The organism is Halobacteriovorax sp. JY17, from assembly GCF_002753895.1.
In the GTDB taxonomy this organism is placed as follows: Bacteria; Bdellovibrionota; Bacteriovoracia; order Bacteriovoracales; family Bacteriovoracaceae; genus Halobacteriovorax.
Map to the genome: position 1 here is coordinate 87,791 of NZ_NJER01000001.1, position 18,804 is coordinate 106,594.

At 36.9% G+C, this 18,804-nt stretch carries 19 protein-coding genes; 8 read left to right on the forward strand and 11 right to left on the reverse strand.

All coding sequences use genetic code 11. The features are described 5' to 3' along the window. Positions 1-984, reverse strand: a complete 984-nt coding sequence (gene rlmF, locus CES88_RS00445; protein ID WP_290729428.1) for a 23S rRNA (adenine(1618)-N(6))-methyltransferase RlmF — start codon at positions 982-984, stop codon at positions 1-3. Positions 985-1,085: 101 nt separating this feature from the next. On the opposite strand from rlmF, the gene dbpA reads away from it, so the two are divergent. Then, positions 1,086-2,462, forward strand: a complete 1,377-nt coding sequence (dbpA, locus tag CES88_RS00450) for an ATP-dependent RNA helicase DbpA (protein ID WP_290729431.1) — start codon at positions 1,086-1,088, stop codon at positions 2,460-2,462. A gap of 104 nt (positions 2,463-2,566) precedes the next feature. Continuing rightward, on the forward strand, positions 2,567-3,109 hold the full coding sequence (locus tag CES88_RS00455; protein WP_290729434.1) for a hypothetical protein: 543 nt from the start codon (positions 2,567-2,569) through the stop codon (positions 3,107-3,109). A 39-nt stretch (positions 3,110-3,148) separates the two neighbouring features. Here the strand turns inward: CES88_RS00455 and CES88_RS00460 are convergent, their stop codons facing one another. From CES88_RS00460 to CES88_RS00475, 4 genes are all read right to left on the reverse strand, one after another. After that, entirely contained in the window at positions 3,149-3,682 is a 534-nt protein-coding gene (locus CES88_RS00460; RefSeq protein WP_290729437.1) for a YaeQ family protein, read from the reverse strand. 13 nt (positions 3,683-3,695) lie between these two features. Continuing rightward, positions 3,696-4,316 carry a glutathione S-transferase family protein gene (locus tag CES88_RS00465; RefSeq protein ID WP_290729440.1) on the reverse strand — a complete coding sequence of 207 codons (621 nt, stop codon included), beginning with the start codon at positions 4,314-4,316 and terminating at the stop codon, positions 3,696-3,698. Between the two features lie 52 nt (positions 4,317-4,368). Continuing rightward, positions 4,369-4,839 carry a hypothetical protein gene (locus CES88_RS00470; RefSeq protein WP_290729442.1) on the reverse strand — a complete coding sequence of 157 codons (471 nt, stop codon included), beginning with the start codon at positions 4,837-4,839 and terminating at the stop codon, positions 4,369-4,371. A gap of 121 nt (positions 4,840-4,960) precedes the next feature. Further along, positions 4,961-5,572, reverse strand: coding sequence for a hypothetical protein (locus CES88_RS00475; protein WP_290729445.1), 612 nt, complete (start codon positions 5,570-5,572; stop codon positions 4,961-4,963). Positions 5,573-5,668: 96 nt separating this feature from the next. Here CES88_RS00475 and CES88_RS00480 point away from each other — a divergent pair, with 96 nt between their 5' ends. Together CES88_RS00480 and CES88_RS00485 are read left to right on the forward strand one after the other, a co-directional pair. Then, positions 5,669-6,139 (forward strand): YaiI/YqxD family protein, encoded by a 471-nt coding sequence (locus tag CES88_RS00480; protein ID WP_290729448.1) that lies wholly within the window; start codon positions 5,669-5,671, stop codon positions 6,137-6,139. A gap of 67 nt (positions 6,140-6,206) precedes the next feature. Beyond that, the gene (locus CES88_RS00485; RefSeq protein WP_290729451.1) at positions 6,207-7,115 is read left to right on the forward strand and encodes a glutaminase; all 909 of its coding nucleotides are present in this window, start codon (positions 6,207-6,209) and stop codon (positions 7,113-7,115) included. Positions 7,116-7,118: 3 nt separating this feature from the next. Here the strand turns inward: CES88_RS00485 and CES88_RS00490 are convergent, their stop codons facing one another. The 4 genes from CES88_RS00490 to CES88_RS00505 all read right to left on the reverse strand — a co-directional run bounded on the left by CES88_RS00490 (position 7,119) and on the right by CES88_RS00505 (position 13,186). Beyond that, on the reverse strand, positions 7,119-9,530 hold the full coding sequence (locus CES88_RS00490) for a methyl-accepting chemotaxis protein (protein WP_290733269.1): 2,412 nt from the start codon (positions 9,528-9,530) through the stop codon (positions 7,119-7,121). Positions 9,531-9,635: 105 nt separating this feature from the next. Then, complete coding sequence (locus tag CES88_RS00495) at positions 9,636-11,141, reverse strand: potassium/proton antiporter (protein ID WP_290729454.1); 1,506 nt, start codon at positions 11,139-11,141, stop codon at positions 9,636-9,638. A gap of 81 nt (positions 11,142-11,222) precedes the next feature. After that, positions 11,223-12,059: an S-formylglutathione hydrolase gene (fghA, locus tag CES88_RS00500; RefSeq protein WP_290729457.1), complete on the reverse strand. Its 837-nt coding sequence runs from the start codon at positions 12,057-12,059 to the stop codon at positions 11,223-11,225. A gap of 14 nt (positions 12,060-12,073) precedes the next feature. Beyond that, positions 12,074-13,186, reverse strand: coding sequence for an S-(hydroxymethyl)glutathione dehydrogenase/class III alcohol dehydrogenase (locus CES88_RS00505; protein WP_290729461.1), 1,113 nt, complete (start codon positions 13,184-13,186; stop codon positions 12,074-12,076). A gap of 85 nt (positions 13,187-13,271) precedes the next feature. Here CES88_RS00505 and CES88_RS00510 point away from each other — a divergent pair, with 85 nt between their 5' ends. From CES88_RS00510 to CES88_RS00525, 4 genes are read left to right on the forward strand one after another with little or no spacing between them, the layout of a single operon-like run. Continuing rightward, complete coding sequence (locus CES88_RS00510; RefSeq protein WP_290729464.1) at positions 13,272-14,159, forward strand: LysR family transcriptional regulator; 888 nt, start codon at positions 13,272-13,274, stop codon at positions 14,157-14,159. A 1-nt stretch (position 14,160) separates the two neighbouring features. Continuing rightward, positions 14,161-14,490: a DOPA 4,5-dioxygenase family protein gene (locus CES88_RS00515; protein WP_290729467.1), complete on the forward strand. Its 330-nt coding sequence runs from the start codon at positions 14,161-14,163 to the stop codon at positions 14,488-14,490. Positions 14,491-14,495: 5 nt separating this feature from the next. Then, complete coding sequence (locus CES88_RS00520; RefSeq protein ID WP_290729470.1) at positions 14,496-15,413, forward strand: cupin domain-containing protein; 918 nt, start codon at positions 14,496-14,498, stop codon at positions 15,411-15,413. Beyond that, the gene (locus CES88_RS00525; RefSeq protein ID WP_290729473.1) at positions 15,406-16,611 is read left to right on the forward strand and encodes a TIGR03862 family flavoprotein; all 1,206 of its coding nucleotides are present in this window, start codon (positions 15,406-15,408) and stop codon (positions 16,609-16,611) included. Before CES88_RS00520 ends, CES88_RS00525 begins: the two co-directional genes overlap by 8 nt. Here CES88_RS00525 and CES88_RS00530 read toward each other — a convergent pair. Next, positions 16,595-17,626 carry a tRNA pseudouridine(13) synthase TruD gene (locus CES88_RS00530; protein ID WP_290729476.1) on the reverse strand — a complete coding sequence of 344 codons (1,032 nt, stop codon included), beginning with the start codon at positions 17,624-17,626 and terminating at the stop codon, positions 16,595-16,597. The two genes, CES88_RS00525 and CES88_RS00530, sit on opposite strands and share 17 nt — an antisense overlap. Continuing rightward, entirely contained in the window at positions 17,626-18,789 is a 1,164-nt protein-coding gene (locus CES88_RS00535; protein ID WP_290729479.1) for a hypothetical protein, read from the reverse strand. Before CES88_RS00535 ends, CES88_RS00530 begins: the two co-directional genes overlap by 1 nt. Between the last annotated feature and the right edge of the window lie 15 nt (positions 18,790-18,804).

Genomic DNA, 18,804 nt, shown 5'->3' on the forward strand with positions numbered 1-18,804 from the left:
CTACTTCTCCCACTTCTTGGCCCATGAAGCCTTTTGCTGATCATTTTGAAAAGTCCAAGCAACGATTCGACCTTCTTTATTTCCATGTTGCATAGGGAGTGTTCTATACTCCTCAACTTTTGAGTCTTTAAGCAGTTGGTAGATCGTATCTAGGTGGGCCTCTTTAGAAACAAGAGTCGTAAACCAGAGAACATTTGGTTTTTTCTGTGCACTTTGCTTAATCATTTTTCTTATAAACTCGATCTCTCCTCCTGGAAAGACAAGTTCATTTTGATTGCCACCAAAGTTTGATGACACTTTATTCTTTGAATTCGTTTTTACTTCAATGCCATTTTTCTTTGCACTCTTTTCAAGATTCTTGATCTTTGTTTGTGCAGATAATTCAGCTTCCTCTAGGGAAGAATGAAATGGAGGATTACACATTGTGAAATCAAACTTTTCTCCAGATTGGATCATATTATCAAAGATATGTTCCTGTTCTGTTTGAAAACGCACTTTAATAGCACCCATTTTTATATTCTTATTTGCTTTAACAATGCTCTTAGATGAATTCACAGACTCTGAATCAATATCAGATCCTACAAATTTCCAACCATAAGTTCTATTTCCGATAAGGGGATAAATACAAGTTGCTCCAACTCCAATATCGAGGCCTTTGACTTTTTCTCCTATCGGAATTTCGTCACTATTAGTCGAAGAGAGAAGGTCTGCAATGATATGAAGATAGTCAGCTCTTCCTGGAATTGGTGGACAGAGATGTCCTTTAGGGACATTCCATTTCTCAACACCATAGTAGTGATGGAGTAGAGATTTATTTAAGAGGTTAATGGCCTCTGGTTTTGAGAAGTTTATTGATAGCTCACCACTTGGCTTTGTTGAAACAAATCTTTCAAGATCTGGCGTACACTTTATAAGCTCGCTAAAATCATACTTTTCGTTGTGGTGACTTCTAGGGTGTAGACCCTTACTTTTTTCGTTTTTCATAGTGACCGATACTAGCACAGAAAGAAAGTATAAGACCCTTTTATTTTACAGCTCTCTGTCATTTCTATGGTGCTTAGTTTGCGCCCATGCTAAGGTTCGCCATGGAATTTAAAGAACTTAAACTATCAAAAGAATTAATCGAAAATCTAAGTGGCCTTGGCTTCTCTTCAATGACTCCTATTCAAAAAGAGAGTCTACCTATAATACTAGAAGGCGCTGATATTATTGGACAGGCTAAGACTGGAAGTGGAAAGACTGCGGCCTTTGGTTTAGGTGTTTTGAACTCTCTAAATTTAAATAGTACCAGACCTCAGTCTCTTGTCCTCTGTCCTACAAGAGAGCTGGCCGATCAGGTCGCGAAAGAAATTAGAAAGCTTGCAAGACTTACTAGTAATGTGAAAATCACTACTGTTTGTGGAGGCACTAGCGAGTATCACCAAATTCGCTCTCTGGCGCACGGGGCTCATATTATTGTGGGAACACCAGGAAGAGTTTTAAAATTCTTAAAAGACGCTCACTTTGAAATCGATGAAATTTCCTCATTTGTTTTAGATGAAGCTGACCGAATGCTCGATATGGGTTTCTATGAATCAATAAGAGAAATTGAAACTTTTCTTCCTTTAGAGAGGCAAACCTTACTCTTCTCTGCAACTTATCCCGATGAAATTATTGAGTTGAGTAGCGCTCTTCAAACAAGTCCTCATTTTGTAAAGGTAGACTCTAAACAAGAAGAAAGCACGATTGAACAAATTTTCTTTGAACTAAATTCTCATAGAGAAAAATTAGAGTTACTTTCAAAGCTCTTGGCCAAGTATACTCCGGAGTCAACGGTAGTCTTTTGTAAGACAAAGAAGAGCTGTGATGAGGTTGCGGACTACTTACAGAGTGAGAGAGTTTCTGCTCTGGCGATTCATGGGGATCATGAGCAGAGGGATAGAACTCTTGCTATGACTAAATTCTCTAATAAGAGTTGTTTGATTCTTGTGGCCACAGATGTTGCTGCGAGAGGAATAGACGTTAAAGAATTAAGCCTGGTCGTTAATTTTGATCTCTCTACTGACCCCGAGGTTCACGTTCACCGAATTGGAAGAACGGGAAGAATTGGGCACGAGGGTCTTGCTCTTAGTCTCTTTGTGTCAAAAGAAGACTATAAAGTTGAGGCCATTGAAGAGTATATGAATTTAAAGTTTAATATCACTCATATTGATGACTTTGACGCAGCGGAGGGGAGCTATCAGCTCACTCCACCTATGACGACGATATTCATCAGTGGAGGAAAGAAGGATAAAATTCGACCAGGGGATATTGTCGGGGCAATTATTGGGACTTCTGGAATAGATGCAAGCGATATAGGGGACATTACTGTAATGAATATTCTTAGCTATGTTGCAATTAGTACTGAGAAAGTTGGGGCAGTTCTAGAAGGGCTGTCGACAGGGAAGATCAAGAAGAGGCGCTTTAGAGTAGGGCTTGCTTAAAATAATATCCTTGTGCGATGCCTTAAGTATATAAAAATCATGCACATTATTTTCAACTTTGATAGCATTTAAAGTAATTATTATTTATTTCAATGGAAAACGTAATGAAAACTTTCTTAGCACTTATCCTTTCACTTTTTATGACAACATCAGTTCTTGCGGTCACAGAGTCTCTTCACCATAGAGTTCTAGATGGTAAGTATCACAAAGATGGAAATCTTGAGATTAAGAAATTCGAAGCATTCAATAATGACTTCCAAGTAAATATTGACTACAAGCTTAAGCCTAAAGGGATTATTGGTAGAATTCTAAAGAAGTATATGGAAGGTTCTTACATCCTTTCTTTTCCAGTAGGTATGATTGTCGAGCAAGGTTATTATGATCTTCAGAGCGGTGGACCAATTGATATTGCTAACGAAGATAAAGTTGCAACGATGAAGTACATTAAACAAGTAGATATTGATGGTTATCAAGGTGCCCATAAAGTTGAAATAAGATCTAAGTCGACTATGGATGATGATTATCCGGAAGGTAAGTGGCATATGTTTCTTTATTACCATCCAGGAGTTCATTCGATGGGAATCTTTAGAACCGAAATTTACTATCATGGTAAGTATAGCTATGAAGTAATCTCTAAATTAAGATAAAACTGAAGGTGCTCTAAGCACCTTTTTTTTGATCAGAAATTATAACTTCTTATCTATCTTGTAGTGAATTGTCCTTTCATCATTTGATAAATAAAGTGAATCATCTTCAATAGTACAGCTTAATTTCATGCTCTTTGTCACAAGACTTGTGAGATCTTCTTTCGTAAGGTTTTCAAGATGAAAGATATTAACTTTCTCGTGAGAGACTTTATCTCTCACCTTTAGAAACCACTGTTCAGAAGTATTCTTATTTACCGTGAAGATTGAAACTCTCTTAGACTTTCCTGAGGCTTGTCGAATGCGTTTTTCATCAGGCTCTCCAAGCTCTATCCAGTGTAGAATATCTCCTGTTAAGCTCTTTTGCCACAGCTCTGGTTCATCAGTTGAACTTAGACCTTTAGTAAACTCTAGGTCTTTATGAGCGCAGCTTAAAAAGCAGAGAAGCCTTCTCATCATTCTCTCTTCATTTTCTGACGGATGCTTTGCCATAGTGAGGGAGAAGTCATCATAGTAATGATCATTCAAGTTTGAAAGAGTAATCTCTGCTTTATAAATTGTTGAACTAAGTGCCACTTAAATTTCCTTCTTATTTAAAGTTCTTCTGGGCCCTTGCAATAGAGTCTCTCTTTGAAATTTCATTCTTCCACTTTAAGGTATTTGGAAATTGATCGAAAGACATTTCAAGTGGGTCCATTTGTTCTACATAGGCATAGGCAAAGAGATCAGCAATACTAAGATTATCTGATGCTATATACTTCCTTTTGCTAAGTTCTTTTTCAACTATCTTTAATTGTATTGAACTAAATTTTTCAGCCTCTTCACAAATCGTTTGGTTCGCTTCACCAAGGCCTAAGAAATTTTTGAGTATTCTTTCAAAGAAGAGAGAGTTTAGCCAGCGACCTAGATGATTAGTGAAAAATTCCATCCACTGATCAACTTGTGCCCTTTCGAATTTATCTGAAGGAAGTAGGGGAGAGTCTGAAATATCTGCAAGGTATCTACAGATGGCCCCTGACTCAAAGAGATACTTTCCATCATGTTCAAGAACGGGAACTTTTCCAACGGGATTCATTTTTAGAAATTCTTCTGTACGATTTTCTCTTTCCATTAAATTTACTAATTGAAAATCATAAGAGAGGTTTAGCTCTTCAGCGACATAAATAACTTTCTTATTATTTTGTGAATTAAAACCGTAAAACTTCAGCATATAGAACTCCTTTTTTAGAAATTCTAGTACTGAAGTTTATGAAAAGCCAGTATTACTTACAATATGAAAGGTCTAGATCTTTGACTTTCTTAGACCAACCTTTAAATCCTAGTTTCATGTTGAACATTTTTTCGAGAGCTTCTTCGATTAAGTCCAAGTCAGTTCTCTTTAGCAGGTGAAATCTACTCTCATAGCATGAGATATCATATTTTTGTTTTTCATTTTTGATTAGATCATAGTGACTTTGTATTGAAGCATTTCCCATTGAAGCACTTGTGAAGTTAGTATATCTTCCGTTTATAATAAACGCGTCTAAGTAGAGAGCATCTAAGAGTCTTTCTTCTGTTGCTGTCATTTGATCACATAGTTCAGCTTCTGGCTTATCTTCTTTTATTTCTTCAATTCTCTCATTAACGGCTTTCTTATAGCAGTCGATGAACTCTCTTGGAGTAATCTCTCCAGCTGAGATAGAAGTGGTCGCTAGAATAATTGAAGCGAAGGTTAAAACTTTTCTAATAGACATGACATTTCCTCTGATAATTTTTTACTTATTTTATCAGAGGATTTATTTTTCTCTATTGATCTTGAAATATATTCAAGGCCGTTAAAACCTTTTACAGTGAGCTGTAAAAACAGTAGGTTAACTACCTTAGTTTGAAAGGCATTTGGGTTTTCTTATTTATCGCTGCAGATTTTGAAAAGCCATAGAGCTTATTACCATCAGCAAGGAGATTAATATTCACTTGAGAGGACTTTGGTGTGTAGAGGTAGCTAAAAGTCTTATTACCCATTTGATCTTCAATTTTAGAAGTATCTAATTCAGTATTTCCTGGTCTATAGCTCTCTATATCATAGAACTCGAAGTTAATTGGTCTTGAGTATTGATTGGCCCAACCAACTGAGTAAATAGCATCGACGAGTTCGATCTTTATATCACTCTTGCAACCCTTAGTTGGCTTGAAGGCTCCACTTACACTCATAACTTGCTTTGTAGATAGGCTTACCTGATGTCTAACCAGACCATTTCTTAAGTTAGTATTTTTAAGAGTTAGAGGAATTTGGTTGTAAGAAGTATTGTACTCTGATGAATCTCCCCAGACAATTCTCTCATATCGGCAAGACTGAACTAAAGTGGCCTTCACATTTATTTTGGATTCATGAGTAAAGAACTCAAATGAGAATGGGTCCACAGTCGTGGTCGCCGCTAGTATATTAGTACTTAAGAATATTAGTAGAGATAGAGTGATTTTTTTCATAGTTCTTCCTTTAGCCTATATAAACATGATTTCTTTTAGTCGTGAATTGATAAATTAAGTACTGAAAAATATTCAATACTCTGCTAGAGTTGGCTTATGAGTGAAAAAGCGAAATTTAAAATATGGATTGATGCAGATGCCTGTCCAAAAGTAGTTAAAGAGACTGTTTTTAAAACATCATCTCGTTTGTCGATAGAGGTGGTCTTGGTGGCCAATAGTTTTATGAGTTTTCCTCATACTCCATTTATTCGCTTTGTTCACGTTGACCAAGGTGCAGATGTGGCAGATCAGTATATAGTTGATCATATTTCCAGCGATGACGTGGCCATAACCGCAGATATTCCTCTTGCCGCTCTAATTGTTGAATCAGGAGCAATTGCCATCAATCCTAGAGGAGAGCTCTATACTGAAGAGAATGTCTCCGAGAGGCTTTCTATGCGCGACTTTATGCAAGACCTTAGAGATAGCGGCATTGATACCGGAGGTCCAGCTCCTTTTGGTCCTAAAGATAAGGAGAGTTTTACAAATTCCTTAAACCGGATTGTGACAAAGAAGCTTAAAAACTAGTATAAAAATTACTGAATTATGTATTTATCCCATTCTCATCATGTATAAATTGGCTTTGGAGAATTAAGTGCAAGACATCTTAGATAGAATTGAAAGAGATATTCAACCATACTTTGGAATGGGTGAGGTCGCCAATTATATACCAGAGCTTGCGAAAGTGAATCCTAAGCAATTTGCTATGAGTGTTGCGACGATTGATGGAGAGGTTTTCTCCTGCGGTGATCATTCTAAGAAATTCTCTATTCAAAGTATTTCAAAAGTCTTTGTTCTCACTATGGCAATGGAGCTCTTACAAGATGAGCTATGGAACCGAGTTGGGCGTGAGCCATCTGGTACTGCCTTTAACTCCTTAGTTCAACTTGAGACTGAGCAGGGGATTCCAAGAAATCCATTCATCAACGCTGGAGCACTTGTTACAACAGATGCTATTAATCAGAGATTCACTGATCCTTATAATGAAATTTTAAACTTTGTTCGAGGGCTCTGCCAAAATCCAGAAATAAAATTTGATGACGAGGTTGCTCAATCAGAATTTCAAAACTCGGAGAGAAATACGGCACTAGCTTACTTTATGAAGAGCTTTGGAAATATTCACTCTGATCCAATTAAACTCTTAGATATTTACTTTCATCATTGCTCGATCGCTATGAATACGGAAGATCTTGCAAAGTCTTTCTTATTCTTGGCCAATGCTGGTGTCAATCCTCTTAACGGGGAAGAAGTTATTAGTAAGCTCAAGGCGAAGAGAGTAAATTCATTGATGCTCACTTCAGGTCTCTATGACAATGTAGGGGACTTTGCTTATAGGGTAGGTTTACCTGCTAAGAGTGGTGTTGGCGGTGGAATTGTTGGAGTTTTGCCTGGAGAGTTCTCTGTCGCAGTATGGTCTCCTGAATTGAATCTTTCAGGTAACTCGCTTATTGGAACTAAGGCCCTGGAGCTTTTTACGAGTTACACTGAAAAATCAATTTTCTAGTTCTTAAATAATATCTTCAAAACGATCATCATCAGCAGAAGGAATTCCCTCTATTGATTGAGCTTCTTTCTTGGCAGGAGCTACTTTAGTCACAACCGGTTCTTTTTTTACAACTTTCAATGTTGATTTCTCTTTCTTTACTTCTTTCTTAGGTTTTCTTTCAACTTTCTTATAAGTCGTGTGCTCTCTTGTTCCGTGAACAATTTCTTCCATATCTAGAACAATAGTTGAAAGTATATCTGATTGATTTCTAAGTTCTTCTGCTCTTGTTGAAGATTCACTGGCAACATCTGAATTTTGCTGTGTTGCTGTATCAATCTCTTGAATGGCCTGAGTGATTTCATGAACACCTTGTGCTTGTTCTCCAGCAGAAGTCGCAATTTCAGTTACTGATTGATCAACAATTTGAAAGCTATTTAAAACTTCATCTAATATCGCTTCACATTCTCCAGATTTCTCAATACCATCTTCAACATTCTTCTTGGCCGAGACGAGAATCTTCTCCATTTGTTCTTTGGAACTTTGAACGATATTGCTTACTTTCTGAGTACTATCTTCTAAGAGAAGCCCAATATCGGCAGCGGCCTTTCCTGACATAGAGGCAAGGTTTCCAACTTCTTCAGCAACGACAGCAAAGCCTTTCCCTTGTTCTCCTGCTCTTGCGGCTTCTACTGAAGCGTTGAAAGAGAGAAGCTTTGTTTGAAAAACAATGTCATTGATAACTTTTGTTTTTTCAGAAATTTCTTGAATGACTTTATTTATATCTTCAATCTTTTCGTTATTCTTATCTACACCTTGAACAACATCTTCGTTACTTCTATGAATGAGCTCAATTATTCTCTTCACTTCAGCAACAGATAGTTTTCCTTTTTCTGCTTTCTCTTTACTTTCTTTACTTAGCTTCGAGGCTTTTTCGGCGGACTCAGAACTTCTTGTCACCATGGCCGAAATCTCACTTATTGAAGAGGAAGTTTCTTGTACGCTTGCGGCCAATTGATCCGTTGTTGTTGAAAGTTCTGTTGAACCTTCTGCAATTCTAGTACTACTTCCAAGAACATTTTCAGCACCTTTCTTTAGCTCCATTCCAATATGAGAAATTTTATTGGAAAGTTTGGTCGACAAGAGAAAGGAGAATACAACTATGACTGTTGCAGATATCCCTACAATTATGAACATCAGATTTCTTAAAAAGGCGACAGTTTCATAGGCCTCTTCTCGGCTAATCTTACTTAGCATAAACCAAGAGAGCCCTTCGACTTCTATTTTCTGTATAGCCGCAATTTGAGTCATATCAGAGATGTCCTTGTAGTAGAGAACTTTTGGAGAATCATCCTTAACAGCTGTTGCAATATCGTTACTCTCTATTTTTAGAGAGAGGGCACTTGTTTCTTGAGCTTGAATATATTGAATTTTATCTTTTGAATAATTAATAGCAGCTAGCTCTTTTAGAAATAAGTCTTTATTCTGGTGTAGGAACCTGGAGGTTGTTCTCTCGATGAGATCTTTACCAAAGAGAATATTTTCACCAGTCTTTCCTAGTCCGTGCTTTTCCCAACCATAGTTTCCTGTAAGAATAGAGTTATACTTAGGAACAGGAACTTGATAAATTAAAGACCCCACAACTTGTCCATCTACTTTTATACTATGTCCGACAAATTGAGCGGGAGCATTGAAACTAGGCCAGTACTTTCCGATATCTGTGATAATCGCTTCATTTGGATTTTTTAGAGTTTGATTATAGACGGCGAGTAGAGGACTATTCCTATATTGCTCACTTTTTAAGTTCGCACCGAAATCACTTTCTTTATGAATCGTATAGATAATATTACTTGTCTTAGAATCAATTATGAAAACATTGTAGTAATTATAATTCTTCGCATACTTTACAAAGTCAGCATGAAACTTACTATGAGCTGTAGAATAACCCGATTCATTAACACTCATTAATTTATATTTTTCACCAGCTTTATTTGAATTATTAGCAATGAAGTCTCTTTGTAGAAGAAGAGATGTGTCGTTTAAAGTCGATGTAATGACTTTAGCATCAATCTTATTTGCATTTTTCTTATTGAACTCAGAAACGAAGTTATCTTTATAGTATTTTTCAATATCACTCTTGGCCTGGTAGGCATCAGCATTTGCAATATCGTTTGTGTAGTTATCATATCCCGCTTTTAAATTTATATAGGCTCCAGTTGTTAAGCCACTTTCTGCAAGATCTTTAACTTGAGTCTTCATAATCTTTATCATTTCTTGAATTTGAAATGATTTAGATTCTCTAATTGCAACGAGCTTTTCTTTAATTTCCATCTCTAGTGAATTGGATGAATACTTATAGGACATGATTCCAATAGTTAGAGCTGGAATAAGACCTGCCATTAAAAAGCTTATAATTAACTTATTTTTAAGAGACATCTTCACACTAATTTCCTCGTTTAAATATTGTGTATTTAATTTTATCGTCAGAAGTGTGGGAAAGTTTTAAGATTAATAATTAAATTATATATTTCTTAAGGTAGTCTAAGCCATTGAGATTATTTCAGGCTCGTCCTCGGTCTTATCAACTCGAAAGTGGGTTAAGGAATTCTCAAGATCTTCTTTCTCAGAAGTCACGATGAGTATCTTATCTTGGGATTTAAATGACGTGGAGCCATCAGGAATGATAAATCCTCCATTTCTCTTAATAAATAGAATTACGGTTCCCTTTGGAAGACCTAGATCAACAACTCTCTTTTCCACAGCAAAGTCACTATCTTCAATCTTAATTTCTCTAATTCCATTCTTTGTTTTCTCAATAACTTCGAGATCAATCGGGAAGTCAGGATCAAAAATAGATTCAATTAGTAAGTTTAATTTCTTGGCAAGGAGCTTCACTGTAGAGCCTTGAACTAGAGCAGAAATAAGTACAGTAAAGAAGACAAGATCAAATATAAATAGAGATTCCTTCCCTACATTTGTTGCCACTAAACTAGCAAACACTATTGGAGTAGCCCCTTTTAGTCCTGCCCAAGAAATGAGAAGCTTTTCTTTGAAATCAAATTTAGAAAACATGAGACAAATAAAGACGATAGTAGGTCTAGCGATGATAATACAAAAGAGAGCTAACATACTTCCACTTGGAGCGATCTCGTAGAGTCTAGATGGAAATACGAGAAGACCTAGCATAATAAAGAGGCCAATTTGAAAGAGCCATGAAATTCCATCAAAGAAAGATGTGAGAATATGCTTGTGGATAATCCTCTCGTTTCCTATCCTTAGTCCAAATATATAAACGGCTAGAAATCCATTTCCGTAGAAAGAAGTTACTAGAGAATAAGTAAGAAATAAGAAACCAAGAGCTAGAGCAGGGTAGAGTCCTTGAAAATCCAGTTCTACTTTGTCATTGATAAGCTTGAATATTTTAAAGAAAGCGTAGCCACCTAGAATACCGAAGAGAGGGTTCACGAGAAATAAAAGAAAGGAGGAAGCTTGAGTTGTTGTTGTCGCGTCTGCTTGATAGAGGCCAAGGAAAATGGTCACTAGTAGATAGGCCATTGGATCATTACTTCCTGACTCTAGCTCTAAAAGAGACTTAACATTCTTTGATACTTGAGCGTTCTTATCTCGAAGAACTGTAAAAACGGCTGCAGCATCTGTGGAGGAGAGAATTGCTCCAATAAGTAGTGCTTCAAAGAAATCAATATGGAAGAGGTAGTGACAGAATACACCGACCATTCCAGTGGTAAGAAGAATTCCAAGAGTTGATAAGACAACTCCTGATTTCATGACAGGTTTTATGTCTGATATTTTTGTAAGAAGACCACCGGTGAAAATAATTAAACAAATGGCCACTAGTGATAGAGAGTGGGTTAGCTCATAATTCTCGTAATCAATTCCACCAATTCCTTCACTTCCAGAGATCATTCCAATAAATAAAAAGAGAATAAGAATAGGAAGGCCGAATTTACTTAAAGATTTACTCATTACTACACTAAGTAGCAAAAGTACTGAACCAATAATCAAAGCATTGTTTAGAATATATTCCACTCTTTCTTTCTCGGAATTTTAAGGGAAAAATTAATAAACTTTTTTAGATAGGGTACCCTTTTTATTAGGATACCCTAGAAGTTATTGATTCAAAATATTTAAATGGTGTGTAATGTGATCTTCTAGGAATGTAGAGATGAAGAAATAGCTGTGATCATACCCTTCGCGGTAATTCACTTCTAACTCTTGTCCTGCATCATTGCATACTTGAATGAAATTGTCGGTTAGCAATTCTTTTTCTAAGAACTCATCAGCAAGTCCTTGATCAATGAGAATTTTATCACTTCTTAAATTCTTATTCTTAATAAGCAGTGTTGCATCGTACTTAGAGTATTCATCACTATCTTCTCCCAGATAGCCTTTAAAGGCCTTTCTTCCCCAAGAGCATTCGCTTGGATTAACGATGGGGGAGAACGCGGAAACAGAACTAAAGAGATTTATCTCATTTAGGGCAAGTACAAGAGCTCCATGGCCACCCATAGAGTGACCCATTATAGAAATTTTCTTCACATTAAAGTTTTTCTTTAGGATTTCTATTAATTCGATGGAGACGTAGTCGTACATTTTATAATGATCTTTATAACCAGAAGTTGTGGCATTTAAATAAAAGCTCGCACCTGATCCAAAGTCATAGCTCTCATGTTCTTTATCTAACTCAAGACCCCTAGGTGAGGTATCTGGGCAAATGACCATTGTATTTGTTCCAGCGAGAAGTTTTTGGACTCCTGACTTTGTAATGAAGTTTTCTTCCGTACAAGTGAGTCCTGATAGCCATATAATGGCATTTTCAATCTCTTCCTTGGGACGCGGTTCAAAAGTAGAGAAGGCCATACTGGTTCCAGTTACTACAGACTTATGTTTGTAGTAACAAGTTTCTCCATTAAAGGTTTTATTCTTCTTTGTTTGTTCAATGATCATTTCTTCTTCCTAATCTATTCAAAATCTATAACAGTTCTAATACTCTTTCCTTCATGCATATAATCGAAGGCCGTATTGATTTCTTCAAGAGGTAATTTAAAAGTAACTAGATCATCTAAGTTAATTTCACCACTCATATACTTATCCACATAACCTGGAAGCTCTGTTCTTCCTTTGACTCCTCCAAAGGCCGTCCCTCTCCAAACTCTTCCTGTGACAAGTTGAAATGGTCTCGTGCTAATTTCTTTTCCAGCACCAGCAACGCCTATGATGATTGATTCCCCCCATCCTTTATGGCAGCACTCAAGAGCAGCTCTCATTAAATCAACATTACCAATGCATTCGAACGAATAATCAACTCCACCTTCAGTCAATTCAACAATAACTTCTTGAATTGGTTTGTCGTACTTCTTTGGATTGATAAAATCGGTGGCACCAAATTTCTTGGCCATCTCAAATTTATCATCATTAATATCAATACAGATAATCTTTGAAGCCTTGGCCATCTTCGCTCCTTGAACAACTGAGAGTCCAATTCCACCAAGACCAAAGACTGCTATAGTCGCACCTTCTTCTACCTTCGCTGTATTTAAAACGGCTCCAATCCCTGTTGTTACACCACAACCAAGGAGACAAACTTTATCGAGAGGAGCTTCTTTGCTAATTTTGGCGAGAGAGATTTCTGGAACAACTGTATACTCTGCAAATGTCGATGTACCCATATAGTGAAAGATAGGCTTTCCATCTTTAGAGAATCTAGAAGTTCCATCAGGCATAAGGCCTTTGCCTTGAGTCTCTCTAATTCTTTGACAGAGATTTGTTTTTCCCGATTTGCAAAATTTACATTCTCTACACTCTGGTGTGTAGAGAGGAATGACGTGATCACCAACAGCTAGAGTTGTAACGCCTTCACCAATTTCTGTAACTATTCCACCACCTTCATGGCCAAGGATTACTGGAAAGATTCCCTCTGGATCTTCACCTGAAAGAGTGTAGGCATCAGTGTGGCAAACACCAGACGCGATAACTTTTATAAGCACTTCACCTTTCTTTGGTCCTTCAAGATCAACCTCTTCAATTGTGAGTGGTTGCTTTGGTCCCCATGCAACAGCTGCTTTAACTTTCATATAGATCTCCTGTGGTAGATTTTAAAACCTCATTATCTTAGCACTAAGTTGACAATAGTTTACTATGGTGACAGAGTGTTTCCATATGGAAACAATAAAAGTAATTTCGGCCATCTCGGTATTTGAAAAAGTTGCTAAGAATAAGAGCTTTTCTGCTGCTGCTACAGAGTTAGGAGTATCAAAGGCCTATGTTAGTAAGCTTATTACTGGCCTAGAGGACGAGTTTGGAGAGAGATTATTCATTAGATCCACTCGAAAGGTGAAATTAACCTTTTTAGGGGAGGATCTCTTTGAAAAGTGTCAGGCTCCGCTTGATGCCCTCAATTCTATAAGAGAAGGGCTTTTAAATCGTTCTCCGTCTCCAAAAGGCATGTTTAAAGTCTCCGTTGCAGGGGCTTTTGGTGAGGAGTATCTCGCTCCCATTCTCTTTGAAATGGCAAAGCTCTATCCAGATCTTAAGATAGATATTTCATTCTCAACGAGAAACGTTGATCTACTAGATGAGAATGTAGATGTGGCCATTCGTGTGGGAGAGTTACAGGATTCTAATCTCTATGCTAGAAAAATTTCTTCTAGACGTGAGTATATCTGCGCGAGTAAGAAGTTTTTCAAAGCGAATGGAGAGCCAAAGTCACCAAGGGAGCTTGCTGAATTTAATTGTTTAGTAGGTGTTGGGGATTCTTGGAGTTTTAATATAAAGAAGAAAGTTCAAAGAGTAAAAGTGAGTGGAAACTTACGCTCTGATAATGGACGGGTGTTACTAAAAGCTGCACTAGACCATATTGGACTTGTAAAACTACCCGATGTTTATGTAAAAGAGTACTTAGATAATGGGCAGCTAATTAGTATTTTAGATCAATATGTTGTGAAAGAGATTCCTATTTGGGCGGTAACTCATTCAAAGAAGAAGAGCTCTACAAACTTAAAACATTTCTTAGACCTGCTTGAAAACCATTTAGATAAAGAGAAGTAAAATGAACTTTAAAGAATATCACGCACATATTTACTATGATGAATCAACACATGAGAAAGCTCTTGAGGTTATTGAAAGAGCAAGACAGGTGGAGTTCTTCTCAGTGGGAAGGGCCCATGAGAAGTTAGTGGGACCTCATCCAAGATGGAGTTGCCAGTTACTATTTAGCAATGATGATCTTCCAAAGGCAATGCCTTGGATTTTAGAAAATAGAGAAGGGCTTACTATTTTCATGCACCCTGATACGGGTAATGATTATATCGATCACACTGATCATACCATCTGGATGGGTGAGATGCTTGAATTAGATACTAGCCGATTTAAAAAGTAGAAACTATGTATCACTTTCTAAATAAAATTTTGCCAGTAGAAGAAATAAGTAAGTTACAAGAATGTGTACTTCAAAATAAAGTCTACTTCTTTGAATCAGATGGTAAATTCTTAGAGGAGTTAAAAAAATTAAAATTTCTCTCCTCTCTCGATTCTCTCTTATCCAATTGGAAAGAAGAAGTTGATGTTCATCTATTAGATTTAAAAGATGAAGCAAGCACAAAGAAAGTTAAGGCTAGCTCTGCAAAGGAGTACTTCTCTAAAGGAATGGGACTGCTCTTTAATGACGCCAATCTTCGCGGTGGGTGTTATCAAAGTTTACTAGATGGCCTCTCGGCAGACCTTGGTGTTTCAAATGCAACACTTTCTAGAAATCTCATTTATGCGACACCTAAGGGTGGTGGTACAGCAACACACTTTGATCAAAATATTAATTTAATCATTCAAGTTCACGGAGAGAAATCTTGGTGGATTGAAGAAAATCAATCAATAAAGAATCCTCTTACAAGGCACACGTTGGGAACCGAGGCTGAGCCAGAGCTTGCTAGTTATATGGAAGCTCCTTTCTCTGATTCAATAAATTATCAGCATGAGTATAGACTAACACCAGGTTCAATTCTCTTTGTTCCAAGAGGTTATTGGCATAAAACTCATGCTCATAGTGAAGCCCTTGCCCTTAACTTTACTTTCTCAGTGCCATCGTGGGCCGATATCCTATCCATGGGACTTCGTGCTCGAATCATTCAATCTGAATTATGGAGAGAGTCAGTAATTGGTTTAAATAATCAAGAGTCAGCCAATAGAAAAGTTCAAGACTTTCAAATGCTAATTGATTCATTAAAAGAAGATATTCAGAATTGGAAGGCTGAAGATATACTAGGTTTTGTTGAATTTAATGGAATAGAGGCTTCTCCTGATGAATAGTGTAAATATCATCGGTGCTGGACCTTCGGGTCTATTTTGTTCTTATCTTCTCTTAAAGAAGGGATACAAAGTTTCACTCTACGATCAAATGGGTGGAGTGGGAAAGAAGTTTCTTGTGGCCGGAAATGGTGGGCTTAATCTAACTCATTCCGAAGATCTTGAAATATTTGTTTCAAGATATGGTGATAACTCAAAAATCTTTACAGAACTTATCGGACAATTTAGTCCTAGAGACTTAAGACTATGGTGTGACTCTCTAGGTGTTGAAACATTTATTGGCTCTAGTGGAAGAGTTTTTCCAAAATCATTAAAAGCGGCAGAGTTATTAAGTCTGTGGCTCAAGTCTTTAAAGGAAAACCCTAATTTTTCCTTAAATTTAAAGCATAAACTCATTGATATTGATCTTGAAGGAAACCTGCTCTTTGAAAATACAATTGGTGAACTCAAGGCAAAGTCTGATCATACGATTCTCTGCCTTGGTGGGGGCAGTTGGAAGAAGACTGGTTCCGATGGTCTTTGGACAGGGTATCTTAAAAAATTAAATTTAGACTTAGAAGAATTTCGCTCTATGAATTGTGGCTTCACTGTGAATTGGAGTAATCATTTTAAAGAAGATTTTGAAGACGACTACTTGAAAAATATTAAAGTTAAATTTCACAAAGAAGTTACTTCTGGTGAAGTGATGATTACAAAATATGGAATTGAAGGTGGAGGAGTCTATGCTCTGAGTTCTCTGATTCAAGGACAAATTGCAGAGAGAAAAACTGCGATAATAACTTTAGATCTAAAGCCACAATTAACTGAAGATGAAATTTTAGAGAAAATTAATCGACCAAGAAAGAAGAACTCCTTAAGCAACCATCTTCGAAAAGTTTTAAACCTCTCTAAACTTTCTATGAAGCTGCTGCGAGAATTAGTCTCAAAAGATCATTTTGAAGATATGGCCAAATTATCTAAGGCCATAAAAAATCTTCCTATTACTCTTGAATCTGCAAGACCATTAGATGAGGCCATCTCTACAAGTGGTGGAGTTCGCTTCTCTAACTTAGATAAGAGTCTTATGTTAAAGGGAAGTAAATCTATTTATCTCATAGGAGAGATGCTCGACTGGGAAGCGCCAACTGGCGGCTATCTTTTACAGGGGTGTTTTTCTATGGCAAACTTTGTGTCTGATGAAATTTCTAAGAAAGACTCTTAGTAAACTCTCGTAGCAAAATGGTTGCGTAACTACCCGCAGGAAGAGTGAAGGATAGAATAATATTTTGATCTTCCTTTTCTATTTCTATACTCTGTGGAAAGACCTTTGCTGATCTTCTCGTTCCTTGTACTTTCATTTTCTTTAGATCTTCAAGAGTGACTTCATCTTTAGAGAAGATAAGCTCCTCTCTCTCTGCTGCTTGTAGAGTCGGCCCCGTTACTTTAGAACCAAAGATAGGTCCAGTATAAGATATTTCACCTCTTTTAAATTCCTGTAGGTGATCTTTATTGGTATCAAAGGGAAAGCTGCGCCCACCTTCCGATTTTTGTAGAAGATCCCCTGGTATTAATTCATTGAAGAGATTGTCGCTTATTCTACTTGTAAGCCAGCTATTAAAGAGTTCTGACTGATAAGCTGAGATATACATTTTCTTAAGCCAATGTTTCTTAACTTTCTTCTTTCCTGTTAAGACCTCTCTTCCAATATCAGCGTTGTCGCCCTTAGAGCCAAAACGCTGCTCTCCATAGAAGTTTGGTAATCCGTTTTGATTAATAAGTTCTAGAATTTTTTCTGCATTTTGAAAGGAGTCTTTAGTCGTATTTGAAATTGTTACCGTGAATCTATTGGCAATTAGATGACCTGTTTTTAATTTATTTAAATGTTTTGAAGATTTTAATATCTCTACATTTTCTAAACTAGACGAAATCTTTTTGCATACTTCAGCAATATCAGCTGTTGCCCCAAGTGAAAGGGAGAACCACTGAGTTGTAATGGCCCTCTTATCTTTTAAGCCAGCGTAACCAATATCTTTATCTGTAATTTTAAATAACTCACAAAGTGATTTAACAATATCAGTAGTATTTAAATTTGTTTTTCTAATAAGAAGGTAGATATGTTGACCTAAACCTTCTGGTTCATAGAGAGGAATCTCATCTACTAGAAAGTGCTCGCACTCTTCTTTAATGACTCCACCTATAGAAAGCTCTAATGGTGTTGAGTAGGGAAGAGTAATCATTAGAATTTCATTCCTGTCACAGGACAGATAAATTCATCAAGACCTTTAATATAATCACTCTCAAAGTCTTCGAGTGTTCTCTCTGCTATTTGAGTGAATTTAGAATTTTTGATTTCATGGAGAACGTCAAAAGGCATATAGGGACCAAAGACATCTACACCATTATCAAATGTTCTCATCATGGCGCCAAACGCTCTACAGTATCCAAAGGCCTGATCTTGCCTTGTATAACCTTCAAAGAAGGCCGCTACAATTTCAGCTTTCTCATCCATTGTTATTTTCTCACTCTTTCCAAGATCTTCTCCCCACTGGTCCATAAATGGGCCAACTGGAATGAGGAAGTCTGATGACTTTCTAAGTGATTTTGGTTGTCTCATGGACATATGCCGATGATTTTCTTTGGAACTAAATTCTTTATTCACTTTTCCCGTAAAGACAAGAATTGGATCGTAGGCATCGTTGAGTTCATGACCTAGTTTGAAGATCTTCTTACAAAATGGGTCCTCAATATTCATATTCCACTGGATCATGACTCGGTCAAGGTCTCCAAAATTATGTGCCATGAGTGGAGCGGCCCTAAGAAAATTAATATGGTCTCTATCTTCTCTAAGTTGTAGAAGGAGAGTTTCCTCTTTTTTAATTTCAGCGAGGATAACGTTGGCCACTTCTTCGGCAAGTTCTGACTCTTGATGTTTTATAAGTGCACAGTAGGCTCCGATAGCAACACTTAGCCATGTTCCTTCATGAGTACTCATCACTTCATCATTAATTCTATTATAGGATTTTCTATTTGTTACTTGAGCATAATCCCATGACCAAGACTCAATTGTAAGTCTTGCCATTCTTTGAATATGTTTCTTAATATCTTTATGCTTCCAAAGGCCTTCTCTAATTTGATTATCTACATCAGTAGGAACAAAGGTTCCGGCAGTTGTCCAATGAGCGGCAAGGCAGATATGAAAGTATTCAGTGAGATTAATATTGGAGAGTTGCTTTAAGTTCTTCTTATAGAATTTAAGTTTTTCTAGGTAGGCCCTCTTGTCTCCACTTGTGTCTAATTCACCACTAAAGAGAAAGGGCGCCGTATTCTCTACGTGCTTTAATAAGATATTTGGAGCGATTCCATCTAATTGGAATCCTGATTTTAACTTCTTCTTTGCCATGGGAATTTCTAACAT

Excerpts from the sequence above, each read along its gene's own strand:
- rlmF (WP_290729428.1), bottom strand. The coding sequence starts at position 984 with ATGAAAAACGAAAAAAGTAAGGGTCTACACCCTAGAAGTCACCACAAC.
- dbpA (WP_290729431.1), top strand. The coding sequence starts at position 1,086 with ATGGAATTTAAAGAACTTAAACTATCAAAAGAATTAATCGAAAATCTA.
- CES88_RS00455 (WP_290729434.1), top strand. The coding sequence starts at position 2,567 with ATGAAAACTTTCTTAGCACTTATCCTTTCACTTTTTATGACAACATCA.
- CES88_RS00465 (WP_290729440.1), bottom strand. The coding sequence starts at position 4,316 with ATGCTGAAGTTTTACGGTTTTAATTCACAAAATAATAAGAAAGTTATT.
- CES88_RS00470 (WP_290729442.1), bottom strand. The coding sequence starts at position 4,839 with ATGTCTATTAGAAAAGTTTTAACCTTCGCTTCAATTATTCTAGCGACC.
- CES88_RS00475 (WP_290729445.1), bottom strand. The coding sequence starts at position 5,572 with ATGAAAAAAATCACTCTATCTCTACTAATATTCTTAAGTACTAATATA.
- CES88_RS00480 (WP_290729448.1), top strand. The coding sequence starts at position 5,669 with ATGAGTGAAAAAGCGAAATTTAAAATATGGATTGATGCAGATGCCTGT.
- CES88_RS00490 (WP_290733269.1), bottom strand. The coding sequence starts at position 9,530 with ATGTCTCTTAAAAATAAGTTAATTATAAGCTTTTTAATGGCAGGTCTT.
- fghA (WP_290729457.1), bottom strand. The coding sequence starts at position 12,059 with ATGATCATTGAACAAACAAAGAAGAATAAAACCTTTAATGGAGAAACT.
- CES88_RS00505 (WP_290729461.1), bottom strand. The coding sequence starts at position 13,186 with ATGAAAGTTAAAGCAGCTGTTGCATGGGGACCAAAGCAACCACTCACA.
- CES88_RS00510 (WP_290729464.1), top strand. The coding sequence starts at position 13,272 with ATGGAAACAATAAAAGTAATTTCGGCCATCTCGGTATTTGAAAAAGTT.
- CES88_RS00515 (WP_290729467.1), top strand. The coding sequence starts at position 14,161 with ATGAACTTTAAAGAATATCACGCACATATTTACTATGATGAATCAACA.
- CES88_RS00520 (WP_290729470.1), top strand. The coding sequence starts at position 14,496 with ATGTATCACTTTCTAAATAAAATTTTGCCAGTAGAAGAAATAAGTAAG.
- CES88_RS00525 (WP_290729473.1), top strand. The coding sequence starts at position 15,406 with ATGAATAGTGTAAATATCATCGGTGCTGGACCTTCGGGTCTATTTTGT.
- CES88_RS00530 (WP_290729476.1), bottom strand. The coding sequence starts at position 17,626 with ATGATTACTCTTCCCTACTCAACACCATTAGAGCTTTCTATAGGTGGA.
- CES88_RS00535 (WP_290729479.1), bottom strand. The coding sequence starts at position 18,789 with ATGGCAAAGAAGAAGTTAAAATCAGGATTCCAATTAGATGGAATCGCT.